The sequence below is a fragment of the Candidatus Kryptoniota bacterium genome (assembly GCA_036567965.1).
In the GTDB taxonomy this organism is placed as follows: Bacteria; Bacteroidota; Ignavibacteria; order Kryptoniales; family JAKASW01; genus JAKASW01.
Genome location: DATCTN010000032.1, coordinates 1 through 17,165 on the forward strand (window position 1 = coordinate 1; position 17,165 = coordinate 17,165).

Here is a 17,165-nt window from a genome sequence, read left to right on the forward strand (position 1 = left end):
CTGTTCGACGGCGCCGTAAGGCGCCTAGTTTATTCGTTTCTTCTTAAGTGGAAATTTCCAGCCATTTTTTCCGTAAGCCTTGATTTTTCCTTTGGTACTTTCCTTTTGATCAAGCAAAAGGAAAGTACTCTTGATTCCTGCAAGTCTTGTAGACTCTCTGATGTTCGCTTTCTTTTGCTCACCCAAAAGAAAGTGAACCGAAAGAAAAGGGTGCCCTGCGAAAATGGTCCGCCCCTGGCGGATCGTCCCGTACAGAGAATGAGCGATTTCTTGAATAGCTACTCCTAGACCACCGTTCAACAAGAAATCGCATTACCATACAACTAATCTTGAGGCACACTTCCTCCCTGACGGGACTCCATTTTCGCAAGGGATAGTATAGATTGTCCAAATTGAGCCAGTACTTGCAGTTTGGTCCCCATTGTCATTCCCCTATGGGGAATCCAGATCAGGCTTCGTCCTGGATTCCCGACAAGAGCATTCGGGAATGACAGGAGAGTGGTTTATTGGTTCACATGCCAGGGACGTGTTCATCGGCAGGATTTTGAACTGAGACACTGCAGCAAGCAGATGCAGGTCAAAACTCAAAAGTCAAATGTCAAAACTACAGCTCAAAAGTGAAGAGTGGAGCAGACAACTGATAGTTTTGCGATTTGAGTTGCGGCTTTGACTTTTGAAATTTGACATTTGAGTTCCTTGTCACTTTCCTTCGCCTGACCGCGAGGCAAGATCGGCATAGTTCACCAGCTTTATCTTATTCGCCTCGATCGTATTCATAAATCCCGGCGACAACAATGCGCTCAGTTCTGCCTGGCGGTTCTTGCCTACGTCCAGCGGCGCACCGGGGTTGGAATCGATAAGCGCTTCAGACTCGATGCTGCTCACCGCGATGTGGCAGACGAGGAGGTAAACGGAATCGGTGCTAAGATGCGACAGCCGCTCGAGCAGTACATTTTCCTTCTTGTCGACCGGTTCTGAATACATCGGTTCCACATCCTGCTCGCCCAACGACCTCGACACGACAAGGTGGTACTCTTTGGCGAGCTTGTTGACGATTGCCATGTATTCGGGGTTGCCATCGATGGCGCTCATGTGCATGTCGAGGTATTTTATGTCGAGCCCGCTGTGGACCGCCCGCTCGACCTGTGCCCTCAACTCCCTTTCCACCTCGTCTGTCTTCGGTCCGTTCGCCCTCAATGCCGCCGTGGTCCCAAAGAAATAACCGTCGCTGTCGACCAGGCTGGGTACCGCCGACCTGCCGGACACCGGTCCCCATTTGTAGTTCATCCATTCCGAGTTAAGCGCAAGGTGGACGCCCACCGCCACGTTCGGGTAATTCTTCAGGATGCCGACTGCTTCCCTGTACCAGGGGCAAACGAATAAAACAGAAGCCGAGAACCTGAGCCCGGATTTGGCAAGCTCCTCCACAGCGACATTGACGGAGTGACACATTCCGATGTCGTCGCATCGGACAAGCAGCTCGGTTGTGGATAGGGCTTCCTTTGCTGTGTCCGCATTCGATGATACGGCCGCGTACCGGGTATTATCTGCCGGTTGGCCCGAGGCAGGCAGCGCCATTACAAGAGACGAGAGCGCCAGGAACGACAGAATCCATAGCTTTGACAACTTCATATTATACTCTCCTGAATAATTTTTGCTCCGGCCTTCCCGAGACATTGCCATTGTTTACAGCCGGTATTGATTACTCAAATCTATGGCACATGCCGCGGACAATCAAACGCGCAAGGGCGAATTGAACCACAGAGACACAAGAGGCACAGAGGGGAGAAACTATTCTCCGTGCCTGCACCCCGGCCCGTCCGCCGAAACGAAGTGCAGGAGGAAGTGTGATCAGCGTTTGTTCCGGCACGCAGGCGTGTCTCTGCGTCTCAGTGGTTAATTTCAACCAATGAATTGATTCCTAACTGCTACGCCGAGGCACAGCCCGAGAAAGGGACTTACAACTTCTACATGCCTCTTTGCAGTGGATTGCTATTCAGAAGAGGTGATTTATGGTCCGCTCATACAAAAGTCGACCGGACGTTTCTTACTTTGATTTTGTCGCTTCAAATGCCTTCGCACCATTATAATATAAGATCATACCGGTGACGGTCTCCGCATTATCCCTGACAAATTCTACCTGTATGTCCAGTTCTCTCATAAAGAATTTATTCGCCGATTCAGGATACAGTGCCGATTTCGGCAAGCCTCCCACGACGAGCGTGATTTCATTTGACTGCTTCGAACTAATCTCAACGTCCGGATTCTTGTAATGTCCGACGTATTCATTTATCAGCCCGTCGGGCACATTTACGGCTGTCGGCATATTAGGTCTTTCATACATGTACTTGCAGATGCTGTCCCCGATATCGAACACAGCACTGATTACGTCATCGTATACGTGCATTCCGTTTTCCCCGTTTGTGAAGACGACGACTCCCCGTTTTGACTTCGGCAGGAAGACGGCAATTGTCTTCACGCCAGGATTTCCACCCATGTGGTAGATCGCATATTCTCCTTTCGGCAGCCCGTTTATAATGAACCATCCTAAACCGACCGCACTATGCTTCTGAATGTTTGAATGCGGAGTTACCATGTTGTCAAAAAGTTTCGGAGAGAGTCCCGCGCCACTCATTACGAAAAGTCCGAACTTGCAGTAGTCTTCTACCGTGGTAAGCAGATCGCTTGCAGCACTCACGCCCGTTTTATACGGCATGTCATACATATTCCCATCATGGTCATGCCACATCGCAAATCTCGATTCGTCCATCGTGCTGTCCCACGACTGGTGGGTGTCTTTCATGCCGAGCAATTTGAAGAGCAACGAGTCAGTTAACTTTTCCAGGGGCCGATTGAATTTATGTTCCAATGCGTGTCTCAGGTACTCATATCCTTCGCCCGAATACTGGTATTTCGTCCCGGGTTGGAATTCAAACGCGAGCTTTCCATCGGGACGCTCCCTTCGCCAATTAGGAAATCCCGTCTCATGTGTAAGTACCAGGCGGGTCGTCAACTTTGCGAGCATGGAATCGTTAGCGATGTCCGGGTCGACCCAATAATCCGAGAGGGGCTGATCCAGATCCCACTGCCCCGACTCGACCAATCTCAGAGTCAGCATGGTTACCACGGTTTTCGTAACGGAGGCAACATTAAATATGGCGTTATCCGGTGCCGGCACCCCTTTTCTAAGTTCGCCGAAGACTTTTACGTATTTGATTTTGCCGTTTTCAATCACGCCGATCCCCGCCGCCGGCACACTGTTTTCAGCCAGCCAACCGTTTACCTTGTCTGTGAAGCCGAGGTTTACTTTGCCGTCAATTTGCGCCTGCACGGCAGATGCTACAAGAAACACGAGAAGTGTTACTGCGACCGAAAGCTTTTTCATTAGAGGTTTCCCTTTCTGCGGATATGGAGTCCTACGGCACGCAGCACATGGAGTTTCAGGAAGATCGATATCCTAGTGACGATAAGCGTGCCGGAGCGGCATGGAAAGAAATCGCTTCTCCGTGGAACTCCGTGAGCCTTCAATGTCTCTCTGCGTAAAGGTCTTGGCCAAGTCGAAAGCATTTTACACGGAAACACGCCGAGAAGAGAGAAAGAAAAACTGAGAGATTATAATCAACGCCCAATCATGAATCGTCCATCCTGGATCCTCTGTCAGATCCGATTCACGACTGGTCCGCCAGGTTCCACCACGCTACAGTTCCCCAATAGCCGAACACGCTTGTCAGGCCGAGCACAATCCAGCTGACAAGTCCGGCTGGTGGAAGCGCGCTCCCCGCTACACCGCTGCATATTGCCGGTATTGCCCACGGAAAGTATGCCATCGCACCAGGCATCGCCATCCCCACAAGCTGCGTCATGACGAGAAGGAGTATGACCACCCCGACCGGGAGAAGGTATCCTCTGCTTGCACTCGCTATGAATGCCACCGGCGTGCAAAGCAAAATGGTGAGGAGTGCGCTGACGGAAAATGTAATGAAGGCATGCTGTACAAGTGCGCCCGACCAGCCGGACAACCCGACAGCCAAACCTGTAATCAACGCTGCGACAAAAAGGACGAGTGAGAGAATTACGCTCCAGATCACCACTACTATGAATTTCGCGGCGACAATTCCGGAACGCGGAACGGGAAGAGCGAGGAGATCTTTCAATGTCCGATCAGAATATTCCCGCCCGAATATCCAGCTTGTCACTATTCCATATCCAAGCGAACCGAGCGCCAGTATCGTCTGGATGAGAAGGCTGAGAAAGCTCGGCCAATCGGCATTTCCGAGTGCGGAAGCTTTCGCGCTGATCGTTGTCGATCTCCCCGCGATCTCAGGATGCTTCACGACAAAAGTCAGGAGCCCCATCATCAAGCCGACGAACGCGAACAGGATTACCGTGACCACGAATACCTTCGACCGCCGTGCCTTCAGCGCTTCTGACCACAATGCCGCTAATACAGAACTCATCTTTTGAAATCCATTCTGAAGAGACTGCACACGGAGAACACGGAACTCACGGAATTACATGGATCAAATACTACAGTCATCACCGGACACCCATTTCCGTCCCGTCGAACCCGTGTCCTATCATCTTGAGCTTTCTCCTCTGTTGCTGGTTGAGCCGATCACGCGCAGGAAGTACGACTCGAGGTCCTCTTCTTCTACTCTCAACATCACGGGCGGACAACCTCCATTGACCAGAAGAGACGCCACGTTCTCAGGGTTTGCTATTGCCTTCTGGTCCTCCAGAGACAGCATTCCATCTCCAAGCACCGATGCCGCTAATCCCCGTTTCTTCATGAGCGAATTCGCCTTCGGATTGTCTCTTGTCGAGACAAGAAGCCGGCGGCGCAGTTGACCCTCAAGCTTATCCGTGTCTACCTCCCGAAGTAATCTTCCGCGGTGTATGATCCCGATGCGATTGGCGAATTTTGAAATCTCTCCGAGAATATGACTCGATATGAATATCGTGACTCCGTTTTCCGCTGCGAGCTCCTTGAGCATCCGGCGGATCTCAACGATTCCCTCAGGGTCGAGTCCGTTTGCCGGCTCATCCAGTATCAGCATTTCCGGCTCGTGAATGAGTGCCTTCGCGAGCCCAAGTCGCTGTCCGTTTCCGAGCGAAAGATGTCTTGCCGGTATGTCCGCATACTCCTCGAGACCGAGTCTTTCGATTATCGAACTGACACATTGCGGATCGGTGATCGAGCGGAGCCTGCGGATTATTTCCAGGTTCTCCCTGACCGTCAGGTCCGGATACGAGTAGGGAATCTCGACGAGATAGCCGACCCTGTTCCATAAGTCGCGGTTCTTGGGTGAGGCACTCATTTGAAACAGTCGGGCCTCTCCCGAAGTGGGCCTGATCATGCCGAGGAGCATGCGAATCGTTGTCGTCTTTCCCGCTCCGTTGAGTCCAAGGAAGCCGTAGATCTCGCCTTCATTCACATGGAGGGAGACTTCCCTGACCGCGCGGAGTTTGCCGAAGTTCTTGGAGAGGTTCGATGTGGTTATGGATTCAGACATTTTCCAGGGACGCGTGAATCATCAAACATTGATTGCCCGGCGTAACTCTCCCAAATCTATGGAACACGCTCCCGACAAGCAAACGATGCACCATTTCATACGCACGGAAAAGAATGTTACGCGGAGCTGCACTTATTCTTCTCCCTCATCTAGGGGGAGAATTAAAGAGAGAGTTGTACCCGGCGCTCGGCACTCACAAGGCTAACAGGTAGGAGTACAACTCCTTCTCGATTTAAGTTCGACAGTACAACTGTCGAACAGCGAACGTCTTCTAATTGAGTTTCTTTCTTCTCCCCCTTTTAGGGGGAGAATTAAAGAGGGAGTTATACTGAGAAAGGAAAGGGAGACACTAAGCTTGTAATTTCCCGCGCATCCGAATAGGCCGTACACCGAAAAGAGCGAGTGACTGCAGCGGTCACCTTGTCTGTTCGGTCTTTATGAATTCGCTCGGATTGTATCCCTGAGATCTGAGAATTTCGAATGCGGTCCTCTGGTCTTCATCCGAAAGCGCGGGGGTACGACTCAGTATCCAGCCGTACTTTCGAGAGGGCGTCCCGACGATAGCATATCGATACTCACTATCAAGGCCGATGATCCAGTAATCTCCCCAGAAGAATTGAATTCCAAGAAATCTGACGAAGCTGACCTCGAGTTTTGCATTGGTCGTTGTGTCTACAATCCTCGCCACTCCATTTGCCTGGCTTACGTCCCCATCACTTTTAGTGCATTTGTTCAATACATCGATCCTCCCGTCATCACGAAGCGTGTATGTCGCCGTCGTGTTACGTGCGCATTGCTTCTGAAAGGAATTAGGTAACCTGGCTATCTCATACCATGTACCGATGTATCTTTTCAGATCGACATGATTAACCGTCGTCACTTCTCCTGATTGCGCCTGGCTGTTGACACTTCCGCCCGTAAGCATCAGCACGACTCCAGCGAGAGCGCTTGAAACAACCTTCTCCATCTCCATGATCGCCCTTTCGAATGATTCATAAGTGATTGCACGAGCATACATTACTCAATGAGACAAATTCAAGCAAGGGGTTTCAATGCGAAGCGTAACTGATCACCACCGATGGATCGCATATTGCAGATTAGATATTTTCGATGCGGTTTGTGTTTTGGCCCGACTTCAGATATTATTCATTTACCACCAAAGGAATTGACAATGGCAAAAAGAAGAGTCGAATGGCACGATTATTTTATGTCGATAGCCGAACAAGTTGCCACGCGAAGCACGTGCGACAGAAAGAACGTCGGCGCGGTGATAGTGCGGGACAAGGTCATTTTGTCTACCGGCTACAACGGGAGTCTCCGCGGCGCGCCGCATTGCGACGACGTTGGACATGACATGGAGAACGGTCATTGCGTCCGCACGATGCACGCGGAGGCAAATGCAGTCGCACAAGCTGCGAAGAACGGAGTGAACATAAACAATACGGAAATCTATGTCACAGCTTCGCCCTGCCTGAACTGCTTCAAGCTCATAGCAAATAGCGGGATCACGACAGTTTATTACAAAGAATTTTATAGAGACGACAGGATCACAAGGTACGCGCAGGAAGCAGGGGTGAAACTTATTTATATGGGTGATAAGACGGGCGTACCGGCCTGAGCGCATTTCGGTGGACATCGTCACGCTCAACTAACTTCAGAACAAATGTATCTATGCCTGAAGATCGCCGTAGAGACTCAAAGTCCGAAAATTGAAATAGGATTTCCAAAAGCAAACCACCTCCGCGATTTCTTTTAGATTGAAATTATTTCACGAGAGATTTACATTATGTCCAGTTTGATCATGTTGCCTCGAGCATAAAATGTGTTAACAGGGGAGACAAATGATGGGCATTATTTTCATTTCCAAACTTAATCCGATCTCGCGGTGGTTGCCGCTGATCGCTGTTACGATTCTGGTGTCGGGCTGCACTAAGAATAACAATCCTGCCGGAGACACCGGGAGCCTTTCCGATCCGTCGGTGAAACCTGCCGTCATCTTCACGCTGCCGGCAAATGGCGGTACGGGACCGTTCAACGTCTTCAATCCCGGCGACGGGACCGCGAGACCTTCGTTCGTCGTGCAATTCAACAAGCTCATGAATACTTACGCCATAAAGACCGGCGCGATCACTTGTAAGGGCTTCGATAGAGCCGTTGCAGTCGTCCCTCACTCGGCGCAAAACGTAATTTACCCTCCGTACTCTAACCGTAATTCTAAAAGTGAAAAGAAGCTCGTCCCAACTGCTCTGCAGGTCCCCGACAAACCTGCGAGCTTCGATGATGTTGTCGAGCTCGATGTCGTCGACTCAGTGAATTATGCAATCGGCAACGGATACCATTATCAGCTACCGTACGTAGTTGGACGAACCTACACGGTCACACTCGATACTTCCCTCCAGGACATAAACGGGAATCATCTTCAGAGTCCGTATACATTTTCATTTACGCCGGAACCAAAATTCCGCGTCATCACCGGTTATCCTTCGAATGGCGACAAGAATGTCAGTATAACTGACGCCAACGGCATCGAGCTGATTTTCAACAGTCCGATTGAGGCAAGCACACTCGCGCAGATCAGCATCACGCCCGCACTGCAGGGCAAATGGTTCGTCTATTCATCCGATTCAACACGCGCGTATTTTTCCTCTCCTGATACGCTCGAGTACAACACTCTTTACACGGTCAATGTCCCTGCGGCGGTGAGCGACAACTACGGGCATCAGCTTGGAACCGCGTACTCTGAAAGCTTTATGGCAACACCCTTCCAGGTGTTCTCATTTTATCCTTCCGACGGTAGTACCGGGATCGGCACGACGTACACGGTCGGTGTCAACATGACCGGTGCAATAGACACGACGACACTCCGGCCAGCATTTTCAATCAGCCCCAATGTCGCCGGATCGTTACAGTACTTCGGTCAGTCACCTTCGAGTTTCAGTTTCATCCCGTCCGTAGCATTTGGTTTCAACACGAAATATACCGTGTCGCTTTCCACCGCACTCAAGTCGACAAACGGCACGCACATGATTGCCCCTTTCAGTTCCACTTTTACGACAATGCCGTTCGAGGTGACGTCCTCCTATCCGTCAGACGGCTCTACAGGAATTCTTTCCGCCCAGTCTGTCCAAGTCGCCTTCAGTGGTCCGATAGATACCAACAGCATACTGCACGCATTCAGCATCAGCCCGAGTCTTGCAGGTTCTTTCAGCGTTAACGGAAATAACAACGGGTTCACATTTACCCCAACGAGCGCTTTAGCGATGGGGACGACGTACACCGTTACGGTCTCCACAGTCATGAAGGCGCAAGATGGTACGAGTCTTCCGTCTGCCTACACCTTTTCTTTCTCCACGACGCCTTTCCAAGTATCATACACCAATCCCCAGGACGGCGCGACAAACTGGCCGCAGTACCAGGGCATCTCCGTAGATTTCAACGGGAACATCGACACCTCGAGTGCGGAGATGGCATTCAGCATAAGTCCGCCCGTCACAGGTGCAATTAGTTTCAACTACTATTACCCGACGGCCGCTTTCAATTTTACACCGTCGTCTCAATTTGTACTCGGTACCACGTACAAGGTGACAATCTCGACCGCGATGAAATCGCAGGGAGGGAGCAATCTTCCCGCGCCGTACAGTTTCTCATTCGCGACAATACCGTTCACCGTGACAAGCATTTATCCTTCAAACGGAAGTTACGGATCAGGGAGGAGCACAAATGTTGAGGTCGACTGCAACGCGCCCATCGACACATCCACAATTCGAACGGCGTTCAGTCTAAGTCCGAGTGTCAGCGGTAGGTTCACCTATTATAACGGTGGAACCATCAGCTCCTTTACCTTTTTTCCGGCAACATCACTTGCAGCCAACACGCAGTACACTGTGACAGTTTCGACGGCGTTGAAGTCGTCTGATGGAACTCCCTTGTCGAAGAGCTATTCTTCCACTTTCACGACAGGACAATACTGAGAGAGAGGATAACATCTCTCCTCCGTGTCTCTCGTGCCTGCACGCCGGAGTGCTTGCTGGGACAGTTTCGGCACGCAGGCGTGCCTCCCGTGGTTGAGTTAAAACACAGAGACACAGAGGCACAGAGAATAGTTTCTTTCCTCTATGTCTCTCGTGCCTGCACGCCGGAGTGTTTGCTGGGACAGTTTCGGCACGCAGGCGTGCCTCTCGTGGTTGAATTTAAACACAGAGACACGGAGGCACAGAGACAAATTTGTCTCATGATGTGGGAACTTCGATGGTTAGCGCTGAACCGGAACATCCAACTGCGGATACGTGTTACGGAAAATACGAGGATAGAATTCATTTCGCCACGGAGCGAACTGAAGCCGTACGTTCAATCGATTTTAGGTTGAGTCACCGCCCGGGTGAGAACATCCTATCTTCCAAAACTGTCATAGATGAGCTCAGATGCGCGGGCAATAAAAACCTCAGCTGAGTTATCGGTAATCCAGCGCTGGTCTTCGTTGTTTGTTGTGAAGACGGACAGCACATAATCTGCGCGCGGCGTGAAGATGATCGCACAATCGTTCCTCGTATTGTCCAACGCCCCCGTTTTGTGCGCGATCCCTATCGTGTCCTTGTAAGTCGGAAGGAACCGCGGGATGCTTGTGTTATAAAACTGGTACTTCATTAAGTCGACCATCTCTTTCGAGCTCTTCTTGTTCACAATCTTGCCTTCGTACAGCATCTTCAGGAAGTCAGCGGTCTCACGCGGTGTAGTCACCCCGATGCCGTACACCTTTCGCTCGGCTGAATCGCTGTACACGTGCTTATCGAAGATCTTCGCAAGTTCTCTCGTATTTGAAAGGCCGAGCGACTGGATATACCGGGACACTTCCTCGACACCTCCAGCTTTGTCCGTGAGGAAATTGGCGGCGGCGTTGTCGCTCATGTCAATCATGAGCGATGCAAGATCACCGAGGGTCACCTTCAACCCGTCGTGCATGAAGAGGAGTATGCCGCTTCCGGCCACTTTGTCCGAGTCACGCAGCGTGACTTCATCTTTCATCGAAGACTTTCCGTCGGCGATATCCTGGTACAGTTTCGCGAGGACGTAAATCTTGATTACACTTGCCGTGGGAAATTTTGTGTCGGCGTTGTACGAAACTGTGTCGCCATTCTTGAGATTTATCGCAAATAAACCAACTTCTCCCTTGAAGCCGGTTGCGAGCGAATCGATCGAATGCCGGAGAGTCTGCGCGCCCGCACTCCCGATCAGTAAACTCAATGTTGTCAAGAAAATGAAATTCGATTTCATCATCCTTCCTCCGGTTAATGAAATAAGTTCGTCCATTTGCCTCTAATTTCCATGTTGTTATTACCTTCCGGCTGTATCCCAAAATTTGCCGCTCAGGTTCTAACCAAATGGGGACCAGCTCATTTTAGCCGTCGCGGAGTCACTAAGCCGAAACATGTTGACGCTCCGACGCTCGCCCTCCTGCAAGAAAACTATCTCTGTCATCTTGTAGACAACTGAGGAGGAATTTTGCCAAATTAGATTGTTGCGGTCGAGTAATGGTGATGATCTGCAACCGAATCAATTATACTTGTTGAATGGAGGAAAATTCGAATGAGGTCTGACAAACTCCTGATAGGGACACTCATCGTATCCGGAATCGTGTTGAATAGTGGCTGCACCCCTTCTGCTCTCACGTCACGCAATTATGCGGCTGCCCTGCGCGGAGTCCGGTACGAGCTGGATTCCGGCTGGGTCTGCGAAAATGTCCGTGATGTACATTCGACCGGGGAAACGCTGTCGAGTCCATCGTCGACCATGTCCGGTTGGATGCGGGCTACCGTCCCCGGAACCGTCCTGACCACATTGTTGAACGACAGTCTAGTCCCGGATCCATTTTATGGAATGAACAACAAGAAAATTCCCGATATATATGATACAGGAGCGGCACACTACACCTACTGGTTCGTGAAGGACTTTCACGAGGTCTACCCGACCGGTGATGAGGAGGTCTGGCTAAAATTTCGCGGAGTCAACTACGGCTTTGATGCCTATTTGAACGGGCACAAATTGAACAGAGAGACGGAGTTCGGAATGTTTCTTACGCGGACTTTTAACATCACCCGGTTCCTCGAGAAAGATTCGATTAACCGGCTTGCGGTTCTCGTTTATCCTCCGGATCCGGTCGGCAATCCGAACGGCGGTCAAGGCGGCGACGGCACAATCGCGAAAAGCCTGTCGAACCAGTATGTCACGGGATGGGATTGGATCCAACCGGTGCACGACAGGAACACAGGCATCTGGGATAAGGTGACGATTGAAAAGACCGGACCGATCCGCCTCAAAAATATTCATGTCGTGACTCATGTCCCGGGAATTAGATTTCCGGATAGGCCTCAGGCACCCGCAATCATTGAGGCAAGTGCCGAGATTCAGAATCCGACAAAAGAAAAAGTCGAGGGCTCACTGCAATATGTCCTCCAGGGAGCACTGGTAAAAAAAGATGTGGAAGTCCCGCCTGACACAACGATCGAAATCCGTCTTCCCGATTACACACTGGTGAATCCAAAATTGTGGTGGCCGAACGGTTATGGCGAGCAGCAACTCTACGCTTTGGAATTTCAATTCGTGAGAAACGGCGAATTGTCGGACAAGAAGATTGTGACAACGGGAGTTCGAGAGATTCAGACCACATGGAACGATCACACAAGAAGCAGGGAGGTTCTTGTCAACGGACAGAAAATATTCATAAAAGGAGGAGATTGGATAACATCTGACGCGATGCTGCGACTCTCCGCCGCGCGGTACGATGCGGAAATCCGTTTTCACCGCGACATGAACCTGAACTTGATTCGCATTTGGGGAGGCGGGATCACCGAAAGACCGGAGTTCTACGATGCTTGCGACAGGTACGGCATCCTCGTGTTCCAGGATTTCTGGATGTCGGGCGACTGCAATGGTAAATGGATAGACGCGACAAAAAAGGACGATCAGTGGGCCAGACGCAGATACCCCGATGATCATAATCTTTTTCTCGAATCAATTGCGGACCAGGTAAAAATGATTCGCAATCATCCCTCGCTCGCGTTTTACTGCGGCGGGAACGAAATCAGTCCGCCGGAAGACATACTCACAGTTATGCAGGACTCGCTCCTCCCCGTCATTGACAGCACACGGTATTTCTTTTCTTACTCAAACGTCGACAGCATGTCGTACAACTCAATCGGCGAAACAGGTGACGGACCATATCGGATCGAGCCCACAGATTTCTTCTGGGAGACTAAATTTTTCCCGTTCAATTCCGAGATCGGGTCGGTTGGAATGGGAGATATTGAATCTCTCCAGCGATTCATCCCGAATGAGGATATGACGATACCCGGACCTGATTATCTCACACTCGATTCGGTTTGGAGATACCACAAGTACGCCGGCTACGGGAAGTTCATTGGCGCGTATGGAAATCCGATAAGCGTGCAGGATTTTGCGGACAAAGCGCAGCTCGTGAACTACGACGAGTACAGGGCGCTGATGGAAGGACACATCTCGCATATGTGGGATTGGTACACAGGTCTCATTATTTGGAAAACTCAGAACCCGTGGACGGCTTTGCGCGGCCAGATGTACGATTGCTACCTCGATCCAAACGCGGGACTTTACGGTTTGCACCACGCCTGCGAGCCGCTTCACGCCATGTACGATCCATCGGCCGGAATACTAATGGTTGCCAATCACACTTTCAGTCAGTATCACGATCTGATGCTTCAGGCGAGGACGTTCGACATATCGGGAAAGGATTCCCTGATCTCTCAACTCTTTGTGGAGCTCAGCCCGACATCCGTTCAGAAATTTTCGTGGATAAATAGAGACATCGATCCCTTGTTCATGGCACACGGAGGGTTCCTATCGGTTCGTCTCATTGATACCTCTCATAAGGTTCTCACAGATAACTTCTACTGGTTCCCGGATTCGTCAGGAAATTATTCCGGACTGGGTGCAATGCCGAAAGCCGCGATGAAAGTAGAGGTGACCCGGGTAAATCCCGGTAGGATAGAAGTCATGCTTGTGAATCCTTCGGGCGGACCTGTCGCCTTTTTCAACCGCATTTCTCTTGTAAATTCCGCCACAAAAAGCAGAATACTTCCGGTCTTTTACAGCGATAATTATGTGTCAGTATTGCCCGGCGAGGAAAAGGAGGTAACGATCGATTATGCGCCGTCTGAGCGGAGCGGTCAGGTGATGGTGGCTATCAAAGGGTGGAACGTCGACGAGAAATTCCTGCCGGTAAAATGATATTCGAGGCAAGATGCTCCGACAGAGAGAGTGGCGCGGGAAGAGTTGCTGAGAGTTGATTACTTCTTAAATCGAAAAGGAGTTGTACTCCGGGCTGTGAGTCTTGTGAGTGCCGAGTGCTAGGTTGAACTCCCTCTTTGATTCTCCCCCTAAGAGGGGGAGATGAATAAGACTATGTTAACAGAAACGAGGTTTCGTTGATGGAGGGTGTTCGTTGTTCGACAGTTGTACTGTCGAACTTAAATCGAAAAGGAGTTGTACTCTGGGCTGTGAGTCTTGTGAATGTAGAGCGCCTAGTTTAACTCCCTCTTTAATTCTCCCCCTAAGAGGGGGAGATGAATAAGATCCGGTTGACAGAAACGAGGTTTCGTTGATGGAGGGTTTTCGTTGTTCGACAGTTGTACTGTCGAACTTAAATCGAAAAGGAGTTGTACTCCGGGCTGTGAGTCTTGTGAGTGCCGAGTGCTAGGTTGAACTCCCTCTTTAATTCTCCCCCTAAGAGGGGGAGAATAAGGAAACTAAACCAGAAGACGTCCGCTGTTCGACAGTTGCACTGTCGAACTTACCTCCGATGGGAGTTACACTCCGGCCCGTGACCCATTACAGACCAGCTAGAGTATCAGGTAAAAGAGTCTAGTGCGTTGTTTGCTGCCTCTTACTGCAGCACTACTCGCTCCACACCGCCATGTAATTCCGTCCGCTTATGGTTCCACAAAATGTATCCATCAACCCCTTCGGGGAGCTCGATAGAACCAGTTAATCCCGATTTACCTGTCCTTTCCAGATGGACTTTTATTTCACCCTTAGGATGCGGCATTGAAGCGCTGACATTTTGCAGAGAACCGAGATGCGGAACGATGGCTACTTTCCCGAAACGGGGCTCGGCAGGTTGAATCCCACAAATCGTCGAGAGAAAATCGTAAGCCGGGCTCGCCGACCACGCGTGACAATCCGATCGTGTCGGCTCCGGGGTTTCGGAAAACGTTGTGAGACCTATCTTCAACATGTCACGCCACGGAGTGAGATGATCATAATATTCATCTCCGAGTCCCGCTTTGACCATCGCTTTCGTGAGATAGAAACGGAAATAATAAGTCACCTGGCTGAGTGTCGTGTCTGTCAGCACCCGTCTCATGACGTCCTGCTGCTGATTCTCCGGGATCACTCCGGCAAGCACGCCGAATATTGAAGCGTGCTGGCTGAAATGGACTTTCTCCGGTGTATTCGCCATTTCCATCCGATGGACATCAAAACAATGTTCATAGACACCTTTGGTCAAAACTCCGGCGAGTCTTTCGTATCGAGACGCGTCTTCACCGAAGTACTTGAGGAGGTCAGCGGCCTGATGAAGTGTATAAATGAATTGCTCGGTGATCACAGAAGAGTGGCCGTCCTCCGCGCCGTCCGGTATCCCGCCGATGAAAGAGAGATTCCAGTCAACAAAATTCCACCAGTTCATCGGTCCGAGCATTTCGTATTTCATATCGATGTGCTTCTCGTACCAATCGATGATCGGGACAATTCCGGAAAGGTATTGTTTCACAAAGGCAGTATCGTCCCTGAGCATGAGATAATCGTGAAGCATTGAAATCCAGAATAGCGAGTATGGAGGAATCTCCTGGAGGCGATGACTCGGGAATCTTCCCTGTGTGAGCCCATCGGGCGTGCGGGAATCATAAAAATCGTGAATGGCTTTCCTCATGAGCCGGTCGTCACGAGTATTATATAATGAGATCAGAGCCTGGATACGCGTATCGCCCTCGTATTGCAACTCTTCGTAATAAGGACAGTCGAAGTAAGTCTCGCCGGCACAAAGACGAGCGGTATGCCACGCGACTTCCCAGATCTTCTGAAGCGATGAATCGTTGCTCTCGAATTCTGCAACTCGTTCGAACGGATATCCGGTGTAAACGCCATAGAAGTCATTTATAGTAACTGGATTGTCAGCGGTTTGAATATCGAGCTTGATGTACCTATAAGTTCGAACCCAAAGCGGTTCGAACCTGTCGCTCTTACCATCAGGATAAAAGACATCGTAGAGCCCGCGGATGAACTTGCCGTCAATGTCATCTCTATTTCCTTTTCGCCCTTGACTGTCAACTGCTGCCTCAGCATATGTAACGACTAATTTGCTCCCTTCTCCGCCGCTAACGCTCAGCACGGGGTAAGCGACCGTCTCATACGACTGATCCAGTATCAGAGAAACATTTTGATGCGGCTGTATCGAAAGCGGGTGCCGACCGTCAGTGAACGTGTCGTTGACGGCGATCGGCGTGCTGTATCGAATTTCCTTAAGTCGAAGTTCACGATACTCCATCTGCGGGATCATGCTCGGCACAAGCGTCCACACATTATCGCTGCCATATCCGGATGTTACTGCGGCCGCGGGGACATCGACAACCTGCTGCCATGAGGTATCATCATAACTAAGCGTCTCCCAGTCCCACGGGTAATTCTTTCCAACCACCTCATCTCCGGGTCCGGTAACGAGATAGGTTTCCAGTTCGCTCGATATGTCCGTCGCGCATGGAGAGTAGGCACTGTCGTGTAATACTTTCCAGGTTGCATTAGAATTCAGAAAGTAGTCTTCCTGATTATCCGCCTGGAGCAGGAAACCGGTTCTCGCCGAGAGTTGCGCCATGGGAGCGAACTCACCCATGTTCCAGACGAGAGCGGCGATGACATTTTTGCCGGAATGAAGAAAAGTGGCAATGTCATAAGTCTCTACGTTCCAGTTGTAGAGATCTCCTCTCGCGGGTCCGCGCCCGACAGATTCACCATTGACAAAAAGATGGTATCGATTATCGGCGGTAACGTGGATAAGTAGTTTCTTCGGGGCATCTTTCAGTTCGAAGTTTTTTCTGAAATGGAAAACTCCATAGCTCTCTGCCGGGACATTTGGGCATGTGATCCAATGCGCCGGCCAGTATCCGGTCTTCAATTTCGGATTGAAGGGAAGAAGTTCGGATTGACCGAATGCGAATGTGGATATGAAGTTCAGAATGAGAATAATAGGATAGATCTTTTTCATGATGGGCCGTCCTGATATTTTCTCGAAGAGAGTGTAGAAACTTTCGGGTATAATATCAAGTTGAAATCCAATTTGCCGTTCGACGGTTTTCGCTGTTCTTTCGCTGTTCGACAGTTGTACTGTCGAACTTAAATCCAAAAGGAGTTGCACTCCTGCCTGTGAGCCTTGTGGGTGCCGAGCGCCAGGTATAACTCCCTCTTTAATTCTCTCCCTAAAAGGGGGAGAAGAAAGAAACTCAGTCAAAAGACGTTCGTTGTTCGACAATTGTACTGTCGAACCTAAATCCAAAAGGAGTTGTACTCCTGCCTGTGAGCCTTGTGGGTGCCGAGCGCCAGGTATAACTCCCTCTTTAATTCTCCCCC

General features: G+C 50.4%; 10 protein-coding genes. 3 read left to right on the forward strand and 7 right to left on the reverse strand.

Annotation, left to right across the window (positions count from 1 at the left end):
* Positions 1-699 precede the first annotated feature (699 nt).
* The 5 genes from VIS48_16940 to VIS48_16960 form a co-directional block, all read right to left on the reverse strand.
* Entirely contained in the window at positions 700-1,632 is a 933-nt protein-coding gene (locus tag VIS48_16940; GenBank protein HEY9167841.1) for a ChbG/HpnK family deacetylase, read from the reverse strand.
* Positions 1,633-2,047: 415 nt separating this feature from the next.
* Positions 2,048-3,385, reverse strand: coding sequence for a serine hydrolase domain-containing protein (locus tag VIS48_16945; protein ID HEY9167842.1), 1,338 nt, complete (start codon positions 3,383-3,385; stop codon positions 2,048-2,050).
* Positions 3,386-3,668: 283 nt separating this feature from the next.
* A complete protein-coding gene (locus VIS48_16950) occupies positions 3,669-4,457 on the reverse strand; it encodes an ABC transporter permease (GenBank protein HEY9167843.1) in 789 nt (262 codons plus the stop codon).
* A 120-nt stretch (positions 4,458-4,577) separates the two neighbouring features.
* A complete protein-coding gene (locus VIS48_16955; GenBank protein HEY9167844.1) occupies positions 4,578-5,513 on the reverse strand; it encodes an ABC transporter ATP-binding protein in 936 nt (311 codons plus the stop codon).
* A 415-nt stretch (positions 5,514-5,928) separates the two neighbouring features.
* A complete protein-coding gene (locus tag VIS48_16960) occupies positions 5,929-6,480 on the reverse strand; it encodes a lipocalin family protein (GenBank protein ID HEY9167845.1) in 552 nt (183 codons plus the stop codon).
* A 204-nt stretch (positions 6,481-6,684) separates the two neighbouring features.
* On the opposite strand from VIS48_16960, the gene VIS48_16965 reads away from it, so the two are divergent.
* Both VIS48_16965 and VIS48_16970 read left to right on the forward strand, forming a co-directional pair.
* Complete coding sequence (locus VIS48_16965; GenBank protein ID HEY9167846.1) at positions 6,685-7,131, forward strand: cytidine/deoxycytidylate deaminase family protein; 447 nt, start codon at positions 6,685-6,687, stop codon at positions 7,129-7,131.
* 226 nt (positions 7,132-7,357) lie between these two features.
* Positions 7,358-9,484, forward strand: a complete 2,127-nt coding sequence (locus tag VIS48_16970) for an Ig-like domain-containing protein (GenBank protein HEY9167847.1) — start codon at positions 7,358-7,360, stop codon at positions 9,482-9,484.
* Between the two features lie 418 nt (positions 9,485-9,902).
* Here VIS48_16970 and VIS48_16975 read toward each other — a convergent pair whose 3' ends face one another.
* Positions 9,903-10,784 carry a serine hydrolase gene (locus tag VIS48_16975; protein ID HEY9167848.1) on the reverse strand — a complete coding sequence of 294 codons (882 nt, stop codon included), beginning with the start codon at positions 10,782-10,784 and terminating at the stop codon, positions 9,903-9,905.
* 312 nt (positions 10,785-11,096) lie between these two features.
* Here VIS48_16975 and VIS48_16980 point away from each other — a divergent pair, with 312 nt between their 5' ends.
* On the forward strand, positions 11,097-13,772 hold the full coding sequence (locus VIS48_16980) for a glycoside hydrolase family 2 TIM barrel-domain containing protein (GenBank protein ID HEY9167849.1): 2,676 nt from the start codon (positions 11,097-11,099) through the stop codon (positions 13,770-13,772).
* Between the two features lie 655 nt (positions 13,773-14,427).
* Here VIS48_16980 and VIS48_16985 read toward each other — a convergent pair.
* Positions 14,428-16,803, reverse strand: a complete 2,376-nt coding sequence (locus VIS48_16985) for an alpha-L-rhamnosidase C-terminal domain-containing protein (protein HEY9167850.1) — start codon at positions 16,801-16,803, stop codon at positions 14,428-14,430.
* Positions 16,804-17,165 lie beyond the last annotated feature (362 nt).

Excerpts from the sequence above, each read along its gene's own strand:
- VIS48_16980 (HEY9167849.1), top strand. The coding sequence starts at position 11,097 with ATGAGGTCTGACAAACTCCTGATAGGGACACTCATCGTATCCGGAATC.
- VIS48_16955 (HEY9167844.1), bottom strand. The coding sequence starts at position 5,513 with ATGTCTGAATCCATAACCACATCGAACCTCTCCAAGAACTTCGGCAAA.
- VIS48_16970 (HEY9167847.1), top strand. The coding sequence starts at position 7,358 with ATGGGCATTATTTTCATTTCCAAACTTAATCCGATCTCGCGGTGGTTG.
- VIS48_16940 (HEY9167841.1), bottom strand. The coding sequence starts at position 1,632 with ATGAAGTTGTCAAAGCTATGGATTCTGTCGTTCCTGGCGCTCTCGTCT.
- VIS48_16985 (HEY9167850.1), bottom strand. The coding sequence starts at position 16,803 with ATGAAAAAGATCTATCCTATTATTCTCATTCTGAACTTCATATCCACA.
- VIS48_16965 (HEY9167846.1), top strand. The coding sequence starts at position 6,685 with ATGGCAAAAAGAAGAGTCGAATGGCACGATTATTTTATGTCGATAGCC.
- VIS48_16975 (HEY9167848.1), bottom strand. The coding sequence starts at position 10,784 with ATGAAATCGAATTTCATTTTCTTGACAACATTGAGTTTACTGATCGGG.
- VIS48_16945 (HEY9167842.1), bottom strand. The coding sequence starts at position 3,385 with ATGAAAAAGCTTTCGGTCGCAGTAACACTTCTCGTGTTTCTTGTAGCA.
- VIS48_16950 (HEY9167843.1), bottom strand. The coding sequence starts at position 4,457 with ATGAGTTCTGTATTAGCGGCATTGTGGTCAGAAGCGCTGAAGGCACGG.
- VIS48_16960 (HEY9167845.1), bottom strand. The coding sequence starts at position 6,480 with ATGGAGAAGGTTGTTTCAAGCGCTCTCGCTGGAGTCGTGCTGATGCTT.